A 20,546-nucleotide genomic window follows, 5' to 3' on the forward strand; every position below is an offset into this window, starting at 1 on the left:
CCCGGATCGTGAACGGCGCCTGCTCGCCGCGCCGGATGGCGCGCAGATTGGCGATCTTCGCAATCGAGATATTGCTCGCCGCAGCCGGAAGCGTCACCGTCGCTTCGCTACCTTCGGATTCGACCTTGGTGCCCGTGACCTGATCGCCGTTGACGTAGCCGATCGCTTTCGCTTCGTTCTCGACGGCATCCTCAACGCCCGCGCCGTTGTCGATATCGGATTGGCCGAGCGTGTAGGTCGCCGTGAACGCCTGTTCCTCGCCCGGCTCGAGCCTCGCACTTTCCGGGGTGAACTCGGAAAGTTTGTTCTCGGCGGTCTTGCCAGCGAAAGTCGGGCCGGCATCCTCCGGCACCACGTCGTTGACCGGAACATTGCCCGTATTGGTCACCGTGAAGGTGTAGCGGATCGTGTCGCCCGCATTGGCGAAGCCGTTGCCGTCGGTGTCCTCGTATTCACCTTCCTTAACAAGGGTCAGAGAGGGCGCCTGCGGCTCGGTAATGGCGCACTGGTTTGGCCGGGCGGTGCAGTCCGGCTCCGGTTCGCCCTGCCTGAAGGCGATGTTGCGGATCTCCGTCACATCTTCGGGGATCGTGTCGGCGACCGTGACCTGGTAGACCACGTCCAGCGTGCCGTTCGCCGGCACGACAAGATCGTTCCACACCAGCGGATCGCCCGCGGTGTCCGGCTCCTGGGCCGCGCCGCCGACCGTCGCCGAGCCGGCCACATAGGTGGTGTTGTCGTCGATGTTGTCGGCCAGGTCGTAAAGCGTCGGATTGGCGCTGCTGTTGGTAATCGTCACCGTGTAGGTGAGGGTTTCCCCCGGCTCGGCCACATTGTCCGCCTCACCGCTTTCGTCCGTCAGAGCCTTTGAAGGCATGGCCTTGCTCGGAACGGGAAGGATCACGCATTCCGGCGGCGTCGGCGTTACCTTACAATCGGGCTCGGGTTCACCGATCCTGTAGACGACATTCCCGATCTCCTCGACGCCGTCGGGAATAGGATCGACCACCTGCACCTGGTAGACGACCTGGAGTGTGCCGTTCGCAGGCACGATAAGACCCCTCCACTCCAGCGGATCCGTGCCGGTCGGCTCCTGCGCCGCGCCGCCAACCGCCGCCGAGCCGGCCACATAGGTCGTGTTGTCGTCGATATTGTCGGCAAGGTCTTCGAGCGCGTCATCAGCATCGTTGTTGATCAGCGTCACCGTGTAGGTGAGCGTCTCGCCCGGCTCGGCGACGCCGGCGATCGTGCCGGTCTCGCCCGTAAGCTGCTTCACATGGGTGGCCGAGCCGGGTGTCGGCGTCGTGACGCAGGCATCCGGATTGGCCTGGCAGTCGTCCGTCGCTTCGTTACGGATCTCCGTCACGCCGTCGGGCAGCGGGTTTGCAACCGTAACCTGATAGACAACCTCCACCGTGCCGTTTCCGGGAACCGGAAGGTCGTTCCAGACGAGCGGGTCGGTTGCCGTATCCGGCTCCTGCGCTGCGCCGTTCACCGTGGCCGAGCCCGCCACGTAAGTGGTGTTGTCGTCGATATTGTCGATGAGATCGTGAAGGGCGTCGCCCGCGCGGGAATTGGTGAGCGTCACCGTGTAGGTGAGCGTCTCGCCCGCTTCCGCCACCCCGTCGATGACGCCGTCCTCGTCCGTCAGAGCCTTCGACGGAGTCACGATGCCGGGCGTGGGCATGACCACACATGCTTCCGGAGCAGCCGCGCAATCCTGGGTCGCCGCGTTGCGGATCTCCTCCACGTCGGCCGGAAGCTGGGGGTCGACCAGCACGTCATAGGTGATGGTGAGCGTGGTGTTCGCCGCTATTGAAACACCGTTCCAGAGGAGCGGATCGGTCGTCTGATCGGGCTCCTGTGCTGTGCCGCCGACCTCGGACGAACCGGCCACGTAGCTGGTGTTGTCATCGATATTGTCAAAAACGTTGTACTGGACGTCGGAGCCTTGCTCATTGACGAGCGTCAATGTGTAGGTGAGCGTCTCGCCTGGCTCGGCAACATCGTCGATGTCGCCGTCCTCGCCTGTCAGAGCCTTGCTGATGCGCACCAGCGGATAGACGTCGCGGTCCCTCGCCGTGTTGTTGTCGAGGTTGGTGTCGGGCGAGCCGTCGGGCGTAGTAACCGTGACCACGTTGATGATTTCGCCCTCTTTGCCCGGCGGCACCGACATCGTCAGCGTGAAGGTGACCGTTGCTCCCACCGGCAGGTTTACCGGCACGTCCACGATGGCGCCGGTACCGTTGGCCTCGCCGCACACGCCGCCTCCGGTCTCCGAATCGCAGGTCCAGCTCGCCGTGGTTATGTCAGCGGGCAGGGCATCGTTCACCAGCGCGTTCTGCACACCGAACGGGCCGTTGTTCGAGACGACGATCTCGTAGAAGATGTTGCCGCCAGGCAGATAAGTCTCGCTGCCGTCGTCCTTGGTGACGACGACATCAACGGGAAGCGTAACGGGCGAGTTGGGACACTTGGCGCCGTCGCCGCCGCCCGCAGGCGCATCGGATATTTCCGTCGCCGCGCCCGTCGTGGTATCGAACTGGTAGAACGCGCCGGAATTGAGACGCCCAAAAATGCCATTGCTGGCGCTGATCATCGACCCGAAGGCATCGCTAGTGATACCCGTCTGCCCGATCTGGGACACTGTTCCCGTGCCGGGGTCGATCGAGTAAAGCCATCCATCGACATGGTTGTGCGTGTAAATCGTTCCGTTGTGCCAGGCAAAATCTGCCTGCTGAATAGCCTGGCTGAGCGGAATCGCGGTCGCCGCCCGGGTTGTCACATCCACGCGCCACATCATGTCTGTAAGGTGGTTGTGCTTGATATAGAGGTAACCATCTGACCCGATCACGCCGGAGGCGATCTGGGACTGATAATCGGTGCCGTTGATGCCTCCGCCAGTGATGTCGCCGCGCACCTGGACGCTGCCATCGCTGCCGATGCGCAGGAGTTGGTGCACCGACCGATTTGGATTCCAGCGCGGCGCATAGATATAGTTGTCGTCGGGGCTATAGCCGATGCCGTTGTAGCCGCTGCCCGAGGCCGGCCACGGATCGCCGATAGGGGGGAAGGTGAACGGGTTGGTGCTCGTGTCGACACTGTGGAGCTGAGTCGGAGCGCCGCCGATCGCGAGATACATGGTCGACGTGCAGGAACCGAAGCTCGGCTGCTCGTTCGAAATCGTCACCTGGTAGTCTTCGACCTCGCCCGAGGAAGCCGGCCCGGTCGCCCCCAGGCCGGATTCTTCTGCGATTCGGAAGCGGGCGAAAGTGGTGCCCGAGACCGCGTCCACCGGAACGGTGACATCGAAGGTGTTCAGGCCGTCAGTAACCGCCTGGTCGATGAAGATCTGATCGCCCGCCTCGGCGAAGCTGCCGTCGCGGCCCCAATCGATCCACGCCTGCAGCCGGGTTCCCGCGCTGACATTGCCGACATTGACCTCGATCTGCGTCGTGGCACCGCGGTCAAGCACCGGGATGGTGACGCCATCCTCGTCGTCTGTGCCGGTGCCGTTGTCCCCGGTGGCAGTGGCATTGGGTTGGCCGTCCACTTCGAAATCTGGCTGGCCCGATCCGAAATACGAGCCGCCGGTGACGATCGCGTGATACGCTCCGCCGCCCGCACGCTGCGTTCCGTAGCTGTTGGGCGCGTCACCGTAGTCGTAGAAACAGCTCGGCAACACCGGGCCACCCACCCGGGCCATGTCGCCTGGACCGCCATTGTAGAACTCACTCTCCCTATTCGGCGGGTCATACTGTGTGGCTTCCCTGTAGGCGATCGCAGGACTGGCGAAAAACGGGTCGTTGACGTGCCCCAGTTCATCATCGCCGCGGTTCTCGGCGATGTTCAACCGGCAGGAATCGGCGGCAGCATTTCCACTTCGCGCAGACAGATTGCTCGTAAAACCGACACCCACGATTGCATAGGGTGGCGTAAGGCTGCTGTCGAAACCATTATTCTGCGTTGAAATCGGAACATCCGCAATCCAGCCGGCATCCGGATCAAAGGTGCGGAATGCCAACCCGCTATAACCGATGATGCCGATGCCATTGGCGGCAAAGTCCAGGTCGACTGCGAATGAAAACGTGCCGCCAGTCCCGCTCGCAATTGGGCTGCCTACGATCGCTCCGGTGGCAGGATTGATCTGGATTATTTCCTCGGCAACACAGTCGATGGCCCAAAGACGGCCCTGACCGTCGAAGCCCGCACCTGAGATGTGGCGGCCAGCTAGCCAAGAACCTCCAACATAGGTCATCTCGGCGGTGCTGGTGTTGATGGAGACCAGCCGCGAGCGAATATTGGCGGAACAGTAGTCGTCAGAGGCCAGCGGGACGAATCCGGCGGTGGAAGCGTTATCGATGGCGAAGCCATAAAGGGTGCCGGACAGATTGGTCGCTAAGCCATCGACGGCAATCAGCGTGCCGTCGGACAGATGCAGATAGCTGCCATCGCCGCCAATTTGAGTTTGCGTGTTCGAAGCATCGTTCCACAGGAACAGCCCCGTTGCGCTTTGCTCTGAGTCAGCAAGTGCCCGCATGCGGCTGAAGTAGAATGAATCAGCAAAAGCCGGCGCGGCTACGGAGAAAAAGGCAAGGCACACCAGCATGAGAGCCGGCAGATTGCATCTAAAGCGCGGAAGTCCTGACGCTTTTTGGAAAAATCCAGGAAAGCGGCGCCGAAACCACTTGCCTTTAGCTCGAAGGGCCGGCACTCCAGCGGCGGCGGAAATGTTTGCGACGATCTCTGTCGATTTTTCGCAAGAAAAACGCGACGCAGCGGAGTTGAATACCGGCTTGTGCATGAACGCCCCCTCGAAAGTAAACCGTCCGTCGCGGGCGACCGTTGCTGCCTCAGCATCGTGGAAAATCCCTCTCGGATTCCCGCGCGCCGTATGCAAAACCGGGCAGCCCCCCCACACCGGACGATTCCATCGGGGAAGTGAGAGCGCCTAATGTAAGCGCCTGTATTTCGAAATCCTGCCCCTAGTATCAGGATATTGCTCAAGGGGTCGCTTTTCAGAATGTGTTGCAAAATTGCTGCAATCTGATCGTGTACTATCGCAATTATTCAACAATGCTGAGTATACTTCTAGAGATCTTTGCCGCGCCGCCTTATATCTGCTGGTGTTTCTTTCCGGGATCGCTTCATGGCTGCAGTCAGGTGGCTCTGGCTTGAGAACCCGGCGAGATAGGCGATCTCAGCGATTTTTATATTGCCTTCCAACAGAAGTTTCTCGGCAAAGTTCAGCCGTAGATTAAGGATATACTGGTGCGGCGACTGACCGAATGTCTTGTTAAACGCGCGAATGAAATAAAATGGCGAAAGGCCGGCAATATCCGCAAGCTCTGGTATGGACAGTTTACGGGTGAAGTTTTCGTCCAGAAACTCGCGCACTCTTTTTGCGTCGCCGAGGGAAAGACCGGATCTGGGTCTAGGCGACGTGTGTGCCCCCACATAGTTTCGCAGCAAGTGGAGGGCAAAGATTGTGACCAGCGAATCGACATAAAGCTCGATGGCTTCCTCCTGCCGCACCAATTCCACCTTCAGGAGCTCGGCAATGTGGAGCGCTTGAAAATCGACAGTCCCCAATGCGGGGGGCTGGAGAGTGACATCTCCGAGATCAAGTTCCTTCGCCGCCAGTTCGAGCAGGCTCGCGGGCTTGATGACGATGATCAGGCTCTCTTTGAAATGAGACCAGACCGGAGGCCCTTCGACATTAGCAGGCTGAATCGCAAGCGATCCGGCAGGGGCATCGTGCGTTCGAAACTTTTCGCATTGCAACGACGACTGATTATTTGGCGTCGACGGCAGGTTCACGGCCGCAAAATGGGCCTCCGCCGTCAGGCTTCGCAGGCTAGGCTGATGGCGAGCGTAGATCGCGCAACCTTTTGAGGTCGCCACGCGCGGACCGGTGTTCTCGGGGATCACGTGGAGAAACTGGTGGTCTCTTCTGCGTGAGAGCGAATGGCGGGTGCTGCGCTTCAATGTCGCGATATGCTGCATCATTGCCAAAGAAGTTCAGTGCGCGTCACCGGTCGGCCGTATTCCCCGCGAACCCCTGGAAGGTTCGCGATAGAATCGCTCGATGGGATTCTGTTAAGCGGCGGAAGCCGACTTACTAGATTGTCGGGCAAGGGCGATGCAAGCGCCCTCGAAATTAACCGACACGCATGCACAGAGCCGCCCATGGCGACACCGCGGGCAAGCGAAAATGCCGGCGCCATGGTTCTCTGGCACGGCGACGACGCAAAAACGTGCGCTGCTGGCAGCAGCACAGTAAAATAGTGCATGAACGGCCCCCTCGGTTGAACGATCATCCGATGGTCGAGCCGCCTCGCGTGTGGCATCCCCGCCATGAACGCGGATTCCAAGAGAATCCGCCATGCCCACCTCGAACGTGAACGCAAGGTGCCCGCGCACCTGACAGTCCAGCAGCGAAGCTAATAACAATTGTACTCGCGGTATTATAAAATATTGCCCATATTGCCAGAAAATTGCTTTAAAATGACGCTTTAGCGAAAAGACTGCTTCTTTTTGCCTGCGTCACTCCATCAGGGTACCTGACCTGGCTATAGTCCCAAATGCCAGGATACGTTTCGATGCTGGAGCAGAGTCTTGTCGAATTCACGCAGGCTCACATCGAACCGGAACTAAGCCAGGCGGCGCGGGCATTGATCGAGAACTCGCGTTTCTGACCCAGCTCCGGTCGTCAGAACTTTATATTTGTGGAGGACTGCGGCGCTTCCGACGGGCCGGCGGCGCGGCTTTCGAATAGGCGCTTGGCGTAGCCGCGGTGGTCGCTTAGCCAGGTGAGGACCTCATCGGCCATGCTCTCCGAGCCGGGGGCGACCGGATAAGTCGCATATCTTACGCCGAGAATCGGCGGACAGAAGGTCGACAGCGCCTTGTTTTCTCCGGACACCCCCGGTTCGAAATCATACGCGCTTCCCAGCGCCGGGTAGGTGTGTCCCGACAGGAAGGGTGGCGGCGGAATCCCCGTGCCTTGCTGGCCCCGCCAGGGCGATCCATGGTCCAGCCGCTGCAAATTCCAGCAATCGTTCCTATCGGGGGCTGCATCCCACCACGCAAAAACCACTCCCTTGTCCGTGCCGGTCGGGGATACGTCCTTCACCGCGCTCGGCTCTCCGTAGCGCTGCGTCAGCGTGGCTTTGAGACCAGCCGCGTTGACGGATCCCTGCGGGACGCGCAACAGACGCCAGATGCCGAGAACCACACCGGGAGCGGCCGGGGGCTCATCGTAGATCGCAATCAGCTCCCTTTGGTCCCGAGACATGAAGAGCTTGCCCGATGTGTAGGGCAATAGCTTGCCGGTGGCTACTTCCAACTGGCCTGCGCGGTCGGCGGTCATCACGTGGCCGACATCCATATGCTCGCGGATCAGCCCCTCAGCTTCCTCGAACGAGTTCCCCAGCCGGATGCCGAGCACATCAAGATTGAGGATGCGCGAGAGCGGAGCCTGAAGAAGCTCGTCCGGAAGCGGGGCCGGCGTCAGGAGAGGCGGCTCGAGCACGACCTTGCCCGCCTGAACGTCAACGAGGCGGGCGGCAAGAGCCGTCGCATCGAGGAGCATCGCCGTCGCTTCCAGCGGCCTGTCATCCGGTGGGACAACAAGGCCAAGACCGTGTTCCTCGTCGAACGGCTCGGCCTTCCGGCGCGCAGCTTTCCAGATGCTGTCGGGCCACTTCTTCGCCAGGATTGCAGCTTTCGGCGCGACCTCAATCTCTAACCTCAACTTCCCGCCGAGCTCCCGAGCCGCTTCGTCAAGCACCGGCAGGCGGTCCAGGCGGATCAGGTCGAGGATGGACAACTGCGTGTCCATTTCCAGCTCGCTCATCGCGTCATCTATCGCTTCGCAATAGGGATCGGAATTGCACCAGGACCTCGGCCCGCGTGCGGCGGAATGCGGGTAGTCCTGCGGCTGGCTGTAAGTTCCGATGAACAGGATCGGCTCGGGCGTCGCCCAGGCAGCGTCGAGATATTCGCAAAGTGTTGCGCTCAGCACCGTTTTCTCGGTGCGCTCGGCCTGGCGTTCGCCGGATGGCCTGGCGCTGTCGCAGCCGTTCCGGTGCGGCCCCTGGCCAGACCATTCGAACGGAGCGGCGCCGTTGTTCAGTTCGAGCGAAATGGTCAGGTTTGCAGGCACGGCCTCGGCCCTGGCTTCGCTCCAGGCTCTGAACTCCGCGAGCCGGCCCGCCCGCGCGGCTGCGTCGGGATATGTTGAAACATCGGGGAAGAAACGGCCCCACAGGGGTTCCTGGCCGCGCTTCTCCATCGCCGCCTCGTAGGCGAAACGCGAAATCATCATCCGTTCAATGAAAGCATCATCAACGCTTTCGGGAACGAAACGCAGTTGCAGCAGATCGACCATCTCGGCTCCGAGGGGCGCTCCGGCGGGCGCTGCAACCATGTTCCCGGCGGAGGCGGGCTTCGGCAGGGCAGCGGCCACGGCAGCCCTTATGCCAGCGACAGTCGGCAGCGCATCGGCCTCGATCGTGGCAAGGGGCGCGTCATCCGAAGCCCAGCGGAACGACAGCCGCTTCAAACGCGCGCTGATCACCGGCTGGTTGTTCTCCATGCGCGCGCCGAGAAGCTCCATTTCCCAATGGCCGATGATCTCGTCGCGGTTGCTTCCAAATCCGGTGAGCCTCCGCGCCGCCGCCTCTTCAAGGCTGATCGGAATCGGGTCATGCTGCAAAAGCCGGTCGAGTTCCAGATCATAGTAGAAATGAGTCTGTGAAACGATCATGGCCCGGAAGCTGGCAGCTGCCCGGTCGACTTCCAGCTTCCCCTGATAAAGAGGCAGATCCTGGGAGGACAGCTTCACGCCACGCAACGGATCCTCGCCGGGAACGGGGGTGGAGAAGGCCTCCAAGGTGATCCCGGTCCCTTCGCGGTAATAGGCCGTATAACGCCTGTCAGCGGTGACGGTGAGCGGAACTTGCGGAGTGTTCTCGCGCAGCGCCGCGCGCAGGCGCTCCTGGTTGCGGCCGACAACGACCTCGGGCGCGACGCCGCGGATTGCCTCCATCGGGAGCGGCGATCCGGGCGGCGGGTTGCCTTTGTCGATATCATGTGAATGCTGCTGGAAATATGAGAGCGCCGCCTGGTTGAACTTTTCCCTCGCGAGCGCGGGCTCGATGACCGGGCCCAGCAGCGCCGCCTTCAACTCCCCGTCCCATGCCGCGGCAGGGCCGGCAGCCGCCTCGGTTGCGCCGCCGGAACCCTCCTGGCTGATCTCGAACGCGTGCAAGAGCTCGCCGGATGCCGGATCGTGCGCGGAAGCCGCCAGGATCCGGCCCACGAGCGGTCCGCGTCCATGCGGCCGCGGCTCAACGATAAGCCTGGCCTTCACCAGCACCTCGTTGTGGCCCGCCGCCCGGAATGCGCGCGCCCTGTCGGTGCTCATCGGGATGAAATCGGCCCCCGGCACGCCGTTATGTTGCGCGCCCAGACCTGTGAAGCCGGGCGCGGTGTTGTAGTCGATACCGAAAAGGCCCCAATCATTGCCGGCGCAGAAACTCGGGCGCACGCCGCCGGGCAGTCTGACGATCCCTGGTTCAAGGATCCAATTTTCCGGCTTCTGATAGCTCGCAAAGGGAAATCCCTGGCGGTCGAAGTCATATTCGTCGAGCCGGTAGCGCGCCTCGATTGGAATTTCGAAGCGGCGCGGCAGGCTGGGCAGCCTCTCCGCCAAGTCCCGCAGGCGCCGCGCCGCTTCGGCAAGCAACTCGCGCCGGGCGAACTCATCTGTCTGCTGGACGCGGTAGATCCGCTGGCACTCCTTCTCGTCCGCGACCGCCTTCATGTAGGCCAGGCCCGCTACCTCCGCTTGTGCCAGATAGGCTTCCAAGTCGGACATCAGGGCGAGGTGGACGAAATCCGCATGGGTCGGCTCGTATCCGGGGGCTGCGGGATTGCCGGCGATATCTGCGCTTTCCGGCGCAATGGGGAAGCTGTGGAGCAGATCGCCTGTCGAGGCATCCCGGACGGCAAGGGAAAGAATCCGGCCGCGAAGCGGACCGAAAGCCTCTTCCGGAGGCTCCAGCCGCAACTGGGCCACCAATTCCACGTTGCGCTTCGAGTTGCGGCTCTCGAAGGCGCGTGCGGCTTCTTCGCCCAGCGGCAGCAACGGCGCGGCCGGCGCGCCGGTCAGCTCGGCCGAGAGCGAACCGAGGCCGATGCGGACGATGTCCATGGCGTTCTGCGGCAGGGCATGGTGGAGCGGCAGGCCGGCGTCGCATGGCGGTGCGGACTGCCGGTCCCACAATTCGAGACGTCCTCCCCGGGCAAGGGGAATGCCGGGAAGGGGATACCCCTTGGACTGAAAATCGTAGGGACCGAGTGTGACCTCACGGGAAAGCCGCACCTGCAACGTCCGGCGCGCCGGGTCCAGTCCGGCCAGGGCCCTGTCAAATTGATCTGCCGATTCGACGACAAAATCCCGCGCCGCGAAAACGTCTCGCGACAAGCCGCCAAGCCGGGCCGACAGCTCGCGGCAAGCCGCCTGATCGGTCGTCGCCAGGCGGTAGGCCACGCCTGCCACTTCCCGCTGGGCTGCATAGGCGGCCGGGCCGGCAAGAAGCGCGAGATGGACGAAATCGACATAAGTGGGTTCGGGGCCGGCCGCGACGGTGCTCTGGCCCGCTGATTGGCGAGGCTGAGAGCCTGCCCCCTTGATTCCGGATACGGCGCCCCCGAAGAGGGTGGGCTCAGGCACCGAATTCTTCAATATGCAGACCTGCGCTTGCCGGTTGTAGGTGAAGGCTTGACACAGGCCGTCCGCGGCGCAGGCCCGCTGACACTCGACGGTCGAAATGCCCCTCAAGGTCGGGTCGCTCAATCCGGAACGATAGTCGCTGTAGGGAAGGTCATAGCCTTCCATGATGGTGAAGCCGGTTTCGGGTCCTTGCCCTGCGGCCACTTGCGCGGGTGGCCTGCTTCCGGCCGTTGCGCCGTTTCCCCTCGCGTGCACGCCACGCAGAACGGCCAGGAGAACCGGGTCCGGCTGTCCGGTGACGGCTTGGCCCGTCTCGCGCTGAAAATTGGCGATGGCCTGGCGTGTCTTGGAGCCCATTTGCCCGTCAACCGGCCCGGCGGGATAGCCGAGCTCGTTGAGGAGCCGCTGGATCTCCGCGATTTGCGCCCTGTCTTGTGCGGGCGCGCGAGGCTGCTTCTTGACGGGAGGCGCCGCCTGCCTTTCCGGAGCGCGCCTTGGCGCGGCCGGCGGTGGCTGAGTCCCCTGTTGAAGCAGTTGTATGCCGAGGCGAAAGAGATCCTCGCCCCTGACCTGCGCCAGAGCCGAGAAGGAGGTCCAAAAACTGAGTGCCAGGACGGTGACCGCCCCAATCGGTACCTTTCCCATAAGAAAACGATACCAGACTTGATCGGCCCGGCAATTCAGCCGAATAGCGTAGCGCTTCGAACCAGCATAACCCGGATCCACGTCAACGTGGGGGATATTGTCGCGGTGTTAGTGCGTGAACGGCCCATGCGGACGGGCAGGTCAGGTGCGGCCTAGGGATTGCTCCGCGTGATGGTCAGCAGGAAGTCGACGAAGACCCGCACTTTAGCAGGAACGCGGCGATTGGCCGGAAACACGATGGAGATCGGGTCAGCCTCGACCTCGTATTCCTCAAGTACGGGAACCAGCCGCCCGCGCTGCATGTCCTCACGAAACAGCCACCAGGTGGCCTGGGAAATGCCGAGGCCCTGCACGGCGGCCTCGCGCAGGATATCGCCGCTGTCGGTGACGAACTTTCCCGATACGCGCACGATCTCTTCATGCCCGGCTTCATCGCGGAAATGCCAGGCAGGGCCGAAGGCGCCGACGATGCAGTTATGATGGACGAGATCGGAGGGAACCATCGGCCGGCCGTGGCGGGCAAGATAATCGGGCGAGGCGACGGTCTTCTGTGCCCCGCGGACAAGGATGCGGTTGACCAGCAGCGAATCCGCCAGCCGGCCCGAATGCACAACCAGGTCGAAGCCGCCTTCGATCGGATTGGCGGTCTGGCTCTTGAAGCACAGGTCGAGGCTGACATTCGGGTGACGTTCATAGAACTGCGCAAGGGCGGGGATCACCGTCATGTGTCCGAAGGAGGGCGGCAGCGCCATGCGCACCAGGCCGCTGGCCGAAATATGAGCATCGCGGATCGCGCTATCGGCATCATCGAGGTCGGAGAGGATCTGCTTGCAGCGCTCGTAATATTCCGCGCCGAACTCGGTCAAATGCATCCGGCGCGTGGTGCGATGGAGGAGTTGCACGCCCAAGGTTTCCTCCAGCCGCGTCACACGCTTGGTCACGGTCGAGGTTGACGAGGACAGCACCTTCGCTGCGGCAGTGAAGCCACCAAGTTCGGCCACTCTCGCGAAGGCAAGAATATCCTGAAATTTGTTCACGCCTACCGCCTTTGCTGAATTACGCGCCACGATGGCGCCTCATGAGTCATCCAAGCCTTCTCCGTGGCCCTGCGGTGGTGCAAAGCAAGTATCATGCCGATTTTTTGGACTGCCCGAGGAGCTAAAGCCGAAAAAGATTATTTCCGGAACAGCATCTTAACGCAGGCAGCCGGTTGCTGCAAATTAGCCCGATCAATGTCGCTCGTTGGGGACAAAGGCAATCGCGCATGGTTTCTGGTTCGAAAATGCCCTTTGTCTCGCCGACGAGAATGGCCCGGCTATCCGTCGCGAGCGGCACCGCGCAGGCGAAAGCCCATCAGCGCGGCCGTCGGACCGCCCCGCCCGCAGCGTTGCAAGGATGAGCTGATGGCCCGGGCAGGCGATTTCAGCCAGTGCCGCGCGATGTTTCTGCATACGCATGTGCTGGAATCGCGGCTGCGGCGCGATATGGGCAGACGCTTCAGCCGGGCGGGAATGATCTCGCATCTCGATGCGCTCGGCCTGCTCAACGAATGCACCAAAATTGCCAGGACGGGAGCTGCGGCGGTTGATAGCCCGGTCTCGGATGCCCGCCTCGGAAGCGGTTTCGACCGGGGCACCTGCTCATGCCACTGAGCTGGACCCGCCAACCCCTTCGTTTCCTGCAGCACCTGCTGCGCGAGTCCGATGCACGCGATCTTGAAGTGGGCACGCTTATAGCGGAGATGAAGCGCGTCCACGCCGATGCCTGCATTGCGATGGGCGGCGGATTCTCGGCCTGGTATCCGACCAAGCTCGCCTGCCAGACGGTCAATCCGCACCTGAACGGCGACTTTCTCGGCGATTTCCTCCATGCGGCAAAGGCCGAGGATTTCCGCGTGCTGGTGCGGATGGACATTTCCAAGGGCCGTGCCGGCGTAGAACGGGAGAGGCCGGACTGGTTTGTTCGCAAACCGGATGGCGATTTCTCCGCCGTGTGGGGCATGCCGCAAATGTGCGCCACCGGCAATTTCTGGCAGGTCGAGGTCTTCGCCATTCTCAGCGAGATCATGGAGAATTACCCGTCCGGCGACGGGTTCTTCTTCAACTATCTGCATGTACCACGCTGCCATTGCAGCCGCTGCCAGAAGATCGTGTTCGAGGCGACCGGCAAGCCGGTGCCCGCGCTGGGAACACGCGATCCCGCCTATGAACAATGGCGGCAGAACTACCTCGCCGACTATATGGGACGGGTTCGATCCTTTATCCGCGCGCGCAACCCGGCCGCCGCGCTCGTTCCGTACCATCACGTCCGCGACGGCTGGAACATTCGCCGCATGGCGGAAATCGCCGACATTGTCGGGTCGCAGGTTTCCAATCCGATCATGCCCAATCCCGTCGACCCGCAGCCGAGCTGGAACCTGTGGGCGGCGGAGGAAGCACAACTCGCCCGCGCGCTCAAGCCTGATGCCGCGCCGTTGCTGATCCAGACCACATCCGCGGTGTTCGCCAGCCGTCAGACGGCGATGCCGCCCGCGCGTCTCGTCAACAACCTGATGCAGGCGGCGGCGCATGGCGGAAGCACCGCGCCCGCCGTCAATGGACTTCTCGCCCAGGACGATGCGCGTTTCGTTCCGAGTCTCGATCTGGTCAGCGCGCACCTGTCGCGACACGGCGGGTGGTATGCGAACCTGCAGAGCACGGCGAGGATCGCCGTTCTGCGCTGCGAGGCGAGCCGCATGTGGGGCGAGGATGCCGGCCGCAGCGCCGGCGCACCCAGCGGAGAAGGCCATGTGGCCGAATTTCGCGGTGTGTGCGAAATCCTGACGGATCTTCGCTATCCGTTCGACCTCGTCGTGGCGCCGGAGGTGACGCTCCAGGATCTCGCCCGCTACGATCTGGTCGTGCTGCCTGCCGTCAGTTGTCTCAGCGATGCCGACGCCGCCGTTGTCGATGCCTATGTCGAGGCTGGCGGCACTATCATTGCCACTGCCGACTTCGCAGCCGCGGATGGCTGGGGCCGGGGGCGCGCGAACCACGCCACCCGTTGCCTGCCCGCGCTGCCCGGCGAAAGCCGGTCAGCCGTCGGCGCCTATTTCGCGCTTCGAGGCGAGGCCCTGCGCAATGCGCTCGGGGGCATTCCGCACATCGCCGCCGCCGGTCCCTTCTGGGCTCCCTTTGCACAGGGGGAGGTGGGCGACGATCTGCGCATCATCGGCCCCTTCGTCAACAACGCGCCGGAATTCACCACGGTCGAGGGCGAAGGCGTCGAGCCGGGCTTGGTCATACGCACCTTCGGCAAGGGGAGGGCATCATGGCTGCCCTGGCGCGTCGGCGCGCTCTATCATCGATATTCCATGCCCGACTTTCGGGACCTGTTCGGCGCCCTGGTGACGCGCACGGTCGGCGATCCCCCCATCAGGACGAACGCGCCAGCGGCGGTCGAGGTGATCAGCCGTGACCATCCCGAAGGACTGATCCTGCATTTCCTCAACCGGGCCGCTTCCCAGACCAAGGGACTGGCGGAACTCGCGCCGCTGGCCGGCTTCGAGGTCTCGGTGGAGACCGATGCCGAGATTGCAATCTCGCTTGTCAATAACGAGAAGCTGCCCCTGACGAGGGCCAGCCGGACAGTGACCTTTCGCGTGGAGCGACTGGATCATTTCGCCGCAATCGTGCTTCCGCGAAGCGCGACCAAAGGGGAGACGACCGAGGAGTGACAGAATCATCAACCGCAAGGGCCGGTACTGGCCATTATAAAAGAGGGTAACGAAATGACTTTTTCCTTCAAGCGCAGCCTGATGGCGGCCGCAGTGGGTGTCAGCGCGGTGACGCTGATCGCCGGCAGCGGCCTGGCACAGGACAACTCGACCGTCGTCGTTGCGCAGGCCGTGGACGCCTATACGATGGATCCCGCCAAGCATTCCAACTTCCCGACCGCGAACATCCTGTTTCAGATCTATGACGGCCTGATCGCGGAGGGAGAGAATGGCGAGCTCGTGCCGGCGCTGGCCGAATCCTGGAGCAACCCGGACGAACTGACCTGGCGCTTCAAGCTGCGGGAAGGCGTCACCTTCCATAATGGCGAGCCTTTCAATGCCGAGGCGGTGAAGCTCAGCTTCGAGCGCGCGCTCGATCCCGAGTTCAAGGCCCCTTATTTCTCGCGCATCTCGCACATCAAGGCCGTGGAGGTCGTCGACGAGTATACGGTCGACTTCAAGACGGAGGAGCCGTTCCCGACGATGCTGCTGTCGCTGTACGAGGCGTCTTTCCCCGCCCTGATCGTGCCGCCGGCATATGCGAAGGAAAACGACGGCGCATCCATCGCCGCCCATCCGGTCGGCACCGGCCCCTATAAGTTCGTCGAATGGCTCAAAGACGAGCGCGTCGTGCTCGAAGCCAATCCCGATTATTGGGGCGGCAAGCCGGCGATCGACAAGGTCGTCTTCCGTCCGATTGCCGAGACTCGCACCCGCATCGCCGAACTCACGAGCGGCGGTGCGGATATCATTGTCGACGTGCCGCCCGAAGACATCGCCGCGCTCGACGGCGGCGACACCAAGGTCAGCACCATCGCCAGTGATTCCCTCTATTTCCTCGCCTTCGACACGACACGCGACACCCCGCTCAAGGACAAGCGCGTCCGGCAGGCGATCAACTACGCCGTCGATGTCGACGCCATCCAGGCTGCGCTGCTGAACGGCATGGGCACGCGCATCGCGCTGACCTTGCCCACGAACGCCTTCGCCTATGATCAGGCCTGGAAACCCTATCCCTATGACCCCGAAAAGGCCAAGCAGCTTCTGGCGGAAGCCGGGTATCCGGAGGGCTTTGAGATTCCCTTCATGTCGCGCAAGGGCCGCTACATGAAGGACAGCGAGATTATCGAGGCAACAGCCGGTTTCCTCGCCCGCGTCGGCATCAAGGCCAACATCCAGTATCTGGAGCCGGGCGTGTGGGCGCAGGTTTCGGAACGCAAGGGGCGCGAAGGCATCACCTTCCCCGGCTGGGCGGGCCGCGATCCACAGCTTGTCTGGGCGCCTCTGCTGATCACCGGCCAGTACCAGAGCTATTTCAGCAATCCGGAGCTGGATGAACTGCTCAAGGCCGGCGCCTCGATCATCGATCCTGAGGAGCGCAAGGCGAACTACGCGAAGGCAGCCGAAATCATCAAGGAAGAGGCGCCGCACCTGCCGATGATCCAGCCGCCGCTCATCTACGCCATTGATGCGAAACTGAACTGGACCCCGCGCAGCGACGGCATCATCGACCTGCGCAAGGCGCATTTCTAGGCTTTCGCACCGACATCCACCGGCCGGTATCGATCCGGCCGGTGAGCATCCGTACTCGTGTCTGCCATGGAGTGGAGCAGGCGTTGGCCGATTTCCTGATTTCCCGATTGCTATATGCCGCGGCGGTGCTGCTCGGCGTCTCCGTCGCCGTGTTCTTCCTGATCCGGATCGGCGGCGATCCCTCGGCGTTGTTCCTGCCGCCGGAGGCCCCGGTCGAGGAAATAGAGCGGTTCCGTCGGCTGATGGGCTTCGACCGGCCGTTGGCGGTGCAGTATTTCGACTTCCTCGGCCGCGCGCTCCAGGGCGACTTCGGCATGTCGCTTCGATATGACCAGCCGGCGATGAAGCTGGTGCTGGAGCGCGTGCCGGCCACGCTCCAGCTGGGCGCGATGGCGCTGCTGATGTCGCTCGTTATCTCAATCCCGCTGGCCATCCTCGCTGCTGCCAAGCATGGCTCGGCGATCGACAGAGCAAGCCTGCTTGCCTCGCTGCTCGGCCAGAGCTTTCCCGCATTCTGGCTGGCAATCATGCTGATCTTGCTGTTCTCCGAAACGTTCCGGTTGCTGCCGCCATCGGGGCGGGGAACGTGGCAGCAGCTGATCATGCCAGCGATCGTGCTCGCCACATACTCGACCGCCATCATCACGCGCCTGTTGCGCTCTTCGATGATCGAGGTGCTGCAGTCGGACTATGTCCGCACCGCGCGCGGCAAGGGCGTGAAGGAAAGCCGCATCATCCTCTCCCACGCGCTGCGCAACGCGGCCATCCCCACGCTGACAGTGATCGGGCTCCAGGTCGGCGCGCTGCTGGGCGGCGCCGTAATCACCGAGGAGGTGTTTGCCTATCCCGGAGTGGGCCGTCTGGCGATCCAGGCCATCGCCAACCGCGATTTTACCGTGGTGCAGGCGTTCGTGGTCCTGATGGCGGCGCTGATCGTGACCATCAACCTCCTGGTAGACCTCTCTTACGGCCTGCTCGATCCGCGACTGAGGAAGGGCAAATGAGGGACTTTCTCAAACGCTATTCATCGAGCAGCCTCGCCATGGTCGGCCTGGCGATCGTGCTGGTCGCGGTGTTCGCGGCGGCGTTCGGCCCATGGCTGGTGCCTTTCGACCCCAATACGCAGGACATCCTGCAACGCCTCAAGCCACCCCTGTGGCGGGGAACCGATGGAATGCACCTCCTGGGCACGGACGCGCTCGGCCGCGACATTTTCAGCCGCATCATCGTCGGCGCGCGCGTGTCGATCCTCGTCGGTGTCAGCGCCGTGGTCATATCCAGCATCGTCGGCGTCACCTTCGGCCTGATCGCCGGCTACGAGGACAAATATGCCGGCCGCGTGCTGATGATGCTCACCGATATCCAGCTCGCCATCCCCTTCATGGTCCTCGCTCTCGCCGTGGCGGCGGTGGTTGGGCCGAGCTTGTGGAACATCATCGCGATACTGGGCCTGACGAACTGGGTTCAATATGCCCGCGTCGTGCGCGCCGAATGCCTCGTGTTGCGCGAACGCGAATTCGTGCAGGCCGCGCACATGATGGGCATCTCGACGCCCCATATCCTGACGCGCCACCTTCTGCCAAACGTGATGTCTTCGGTGATCGTTATATCGAGCCTGCTGGTCGCGAAGATGATCATCTTCGAATCCTCTCTGAGCTTTCTCGGCCTCGGCGTTCCGCCCGCGACCCCCACCTGGGGCACGATGATTGCCGAGGGGCGCAACTACATCGGCAATGCGTGGTGGGTGGCCACCATTCCGGGCGTCGCCATCTTCGTCACCGTAATGGGCACCAATCTGGTCGGCGACCGGTTGCGCGACCTGCTCGATCCGCGGTTGCGCCAGGTGGAATCCTGACATGACCGAGGCCAGCTATGAGATACTCATGCCGGGCTTTCCTGGGCGCAGCTCCCGCGGTTTCCTCGGCTGGAGCACGATCCTGCTGCTGAAAACCGCCCGCGGGCTGGCGCTGTTCGACACAGGCGCCAGCGGCGACCGCCCCGGGCTGATGGCGGCGCTGCGCGGGCGCGGCATCGAGCCGGACCGGATCGGGACGGTCATCCTTTCGCATCTGCATTTCGATCATATGGCCAATGCCGAATGCTTCCCGAAGGCGGAGATCATCCTGCACGAGGACGAATATGCCTATGTGCGCGAACATGGCGCGGCGGACCCGGCCATATCGGTCTTCCAGGTCGATGGGTTGCTGCGAAGCGCGCAGCTGAGCCTTGTTGCCGGCGAGATCGAGGTCCTGCCGGGTGTGCGGATGATCAGGACACCTGGCCATAGCGGCGGTCATGTCTCTCTGGTGCTGACGGTCGAAAATCGCCGCGTGGTGCTGGCGCAGGACGCAATCAAGCATCGCGGCGAACTGGTCTCCCGCCATTCGGCGGGCTCCTTCGACGAAGCGGCAGCCAATGCCAGTATACGGCGCATTGCTGGAATGGCCGACGTGATCGTACCGGGTCACGACGGTCCCATCACCGTTGAAAATGGCGAATACATCGCCTCCGGCGTCTCTGCCGAGATTTCGCTCACCTTGCGCGAGAAGCGCTTTCCGCTGGAGGCCTGAGATGGCGACGCTGCTCCATAATGCCTTCATCTGCACCGGCCGCCCCGACGGTTTCTTCCAGGATGGCGCTATTCTGATCCGCGACGGCAGGGTCGACTGGATTGGCGATCGCGCCGACCTGCCGGAGCAGGACGGCTCCGTCCAGCGCGAAGATCTCGGCGGCCGCGTCGTGATTCCCGGCCTGATCAACACCCATGCGCATGGCGGACTTTCCACCCACCGCTGCAGTTGCGATGACGGCGACCTGTTTCAGTGGGCGGCAGCCCTCGCGCCGCATACCTCGCACCTGACCGTCGAGGACAACCGGCGCGGTTGCTATCTCGCCATCATGGACATGGTGCGTAACGGCATCACCACCGCCTGCGACTGCACGCGCTATGGAGCGGGCGTTTTTGCCGACGTCGCCAGCGAAATAGGCATGCGCTCGCTAAGCGGCGCGCTGGCGAACTCGCCGGAGTTGCGCAAGACCGGACGGCCGAATTGGCCGCTGGCGCTGGAGGAGACCGTGGCCGCCATGGCAAAGCATGCGGGCAACGGACTCGCGCGCTTCTATCTCGGCGGTCATTCACCCTATAGCTGCACGCCGGAGCTGCTGCGCGAGGTGAAGCACGAAGCCGACCGGCTCGATCTGCCCTTCGTCATCCATCTTGCCGAGAACAGGCGCGAGAACGAGATGATCCAGGAGCGCTACGGGCTGACGCCGACCGCCTGGCTTCATGATCTCGGGGCGCTCGACCGGCGGGCCATCCTCGCCCACTGCGTATGGCTGGACGAGGCCGACATGGACATTCTCGCGCGGACCGGCGCGGGTGTCGCGCACAACCCGGCAAGCAACGCAAAGCTTGCCAGCGGGATCGCGCCCGTGCCGGCGCTCCGCCGGCGAGGCGTGCCCGTTGGGCTGGGCACGGACAGCACCCTCAGCAACAATTGCCTCGATCTCTTTCAGGAGATGAAACTTTCGGTGCTGCTGCAGCGCGCGGCCTCGCTCGACGGTTTCATCATGAACGCCGAGGACGCCTTCACCATGGCGACGATCGAAGGCGCGCGCGTGCTGAACTGGGACAACGAGATCGGCAGCCTTGAACCCGGCAAGCAGGCAGACCTCGTCATTCTCGACATCGAACATCCGCTTGGCCTCACGGCCCAGCGCGTGCTTTCCGACGTCGTCTATCATGCCGGACCGCAGCATGTGTCGGGGGTGATGGTCGCCGGACGCATGATCTTCCGAAACGGCAGGCTGCTGCTCGTCGATGAGCCGGCCATTCGCGCGCAAATCCACCAACACTACGCACAACATTGACCC

11 protein-coding genes are annotated in these 20,546 nt (G+C 62.8%); 7 read left to right on the top strand and 4 right to left on the bottom strand.

Annotated features, from left to right (window positions below; genetic code table 11):
* The 4 genes from GNP00_RS10675 to GNP00_RS23365 all read right to left on the bottom strand — a co-directional run.
* Positions 1 to 4,609, bottom strand: a 4,609-nt coding sequence (locus GNP00_RS10675) for a DUF6923 family protein (protein ID WP_166016044.1), incomplete at its 3' end; no start/stop codon positions are given.
* Positions 4,610 to 5,091: 482 nt separating this feature from the next.
* A complete protein-coding gene (locus GNP00_RS10680; RefSeq protein ID WP_049764939.1) occupies positions 5,092 to 5,820 on the bottom strand; it encodes a helix-turn-helix domain-containing protein in 729 nt (242 codons plus the stop codon).
* A gap of 892 nt (positions 5,821 to 6,712) precedes the next feature.
* A complete protein-coding gene (locus GNP00_RS10685) occupies positions 6,713 to 11,386 on the bottom strand; it encodes a peptidoglycan-binding protein (protein ID WP_166016046.1) in 4,674 nt (1,557 codons plus the stop codon).
* A gap of 152 nt (positions 11,387 to 11,538) precedes the next feature.
* Positions 11,539 to 12,423 carry a LysR family transcriptional regulator gene (locus GNP00_RS23365; protein ID WP_343037184.1) on the bottom strand — a complete coding sequence of 295 codons (885 nt, stop codon included), beginning with the start codon at positions 12,421 to 12,423 and terminating at the stop codon, positions 11,539 to 11,541.
* A gap of 366 nt (positions 12,424 to 12,789) precedes the next feature.
* Here GNP00_RS23365 and GNP00_RS10695 point away from each other — a divergent pair, with 366 nt between their 5' ends.
* From GNP00_RS10695 to GNP00_RS10725, 7 genes are all read left to right on the top strand, one after another.
* A complete protein-coding gene (locus GNP00_RS10695) occupies positions 12,790 to 13,038 on the top strand; it encodes a hypothetical protein (RefSeq protein ID WP_041544758.1) in 249 nt (82 codons plus the stop codon).
* The gene (locus GNP00_RS10700) at positions 13,029 to 15,101 is read left to right on the top strand and encodes an alpha-amylase family protein (RefSeq protein ID WP_011581736.1); all 2,073 of its coding nucleotides are present in this window, start codon (positions 13,029 to 13,031) and stop codon (positions 15,099 to 15,101) included. Before GNP00_RS10695 ends, GNP00_RS10700 begins: the two co-directional genes overlap by 10 nt.
* A gap of 54 nt (positions 15,102 to 15,155) precedes the next feature.
* A complete protein-coding gene (locus GNP00_RS10705) occupies positions 15,156 to 16,673 on the top strand; it encodes an ABC transporter substrate-binding protein (RefSeq protein ID WP_011581735.1) in 1,518 nt (505 codons plus the stop codon).
* Between the two features lie 83 nt (positions 16,674 to 16,756).
* The gene (locus GNP00_RS10710) at positions 16,757 to 17,677 is read left to right on the top strand and encodes an ABC transporter permease (protein ID WP_011581734.1); all 921 of its coding nucleotides are present in this window, start codon (positions 16,757 to 16,759) and stop codon (positions 17,675 to 17,677) included.
* Complete coding sequence (locus tag GNP00_RS10715; protein ID WP_011581733.1) at positions 17,674 to 18,528, top strand: ABC transporter permease; 855 nt, start codon at positions 17,674 to 17,676, stop codon at positions 18,526 to 18,528. Before GNP00_RS10710 ends, GNP00_RS10715 begins: the two co-directional genes overlap by 4 nt.
* Before the next feature lies 1 nt (position 18,529).
* A complete protein-coding gene (locus GNP00_RS10720; RefSeq protein ID WP_011581732.1) occupies positions 18,530 to 19,243 on the top strand; it encodes an MBL fold metallo-hydrolase in 714 nt (237 codons plus the stop codon).
* Position 19,244: 1 nt separating this feature from the next.
* Positions 19,245 to 20,543, top strand: coding sequence for an amidohydrolase family protein (locus GNP00_RS10725; RefSeq protein WP_011581731.1), 1,299 nt, complete (start codon positions 19,245 to 19,247; stop codon positions 20,541 to 20,543).
* Positions 20,544 to 20,546 lie beyond the last annotated feature (3 nt).

The organism is Chelativorans multitrophicus, assembly GCF_011317445.1.
GTDB classification, from domain to species: Bacteria; Pseudomonadota; Alphaproteobacteria; order Rhizobiales; family Rhizobiaceae; genus Chelativorans; species Chelativorans multitrophicus.

Coding starts and splice junctions, on each gene's coding strand:
- GNP00_RS10715 (WP_011581733.1), top strand. CDS start 17,674: ATGAGGGACTTTCTCAAACGCTATTCATCGAGCAGCCTCGCCATGGTC.
- GNP00_RS10705 (WP_011581735.1), top strand. CDS start 15,156: ATGACTTTTTCCTTCAAGCGCAGCCTGATGGCGGCCGCAGTGGGTGTC.
- GNP00_RS10720 (WP_011581732.1), top strand. CDS start 18,530: ATGACCGAGGCCAGCTATGAGATACTCATGCCGGGCTTTCCTGGGCGC.
- GNP00_RS10700 (WP_011581736.1), top strand. CDS start 13,029: ATGCCACTGAGCTGGACCCGCCAACCCCTTCGTTTCCTGCAGCACCTG.
- GNP00_RS10695 (WP_041544758.1), top strand. CDS start 12,790: ATGGCCCGGGCAGGCGATTTCAGCCAGTGCCGCGCGATGTTTCTGCAT.
- GNP00_RS10685 (WP_166016046.1), bottom strand. CDS start 11,386: ATGGGAAAGGTACCGATTGGGGCGGTCACCGTCCTGGCACTCAGTTTT.
- GNP00_RS10725 (WP_011581731.1), top strand. CDS start 19,245: ATGGCGACGCTGCTCCATAATGCCTTCATCTGCACCGGCCGCCCCGAC.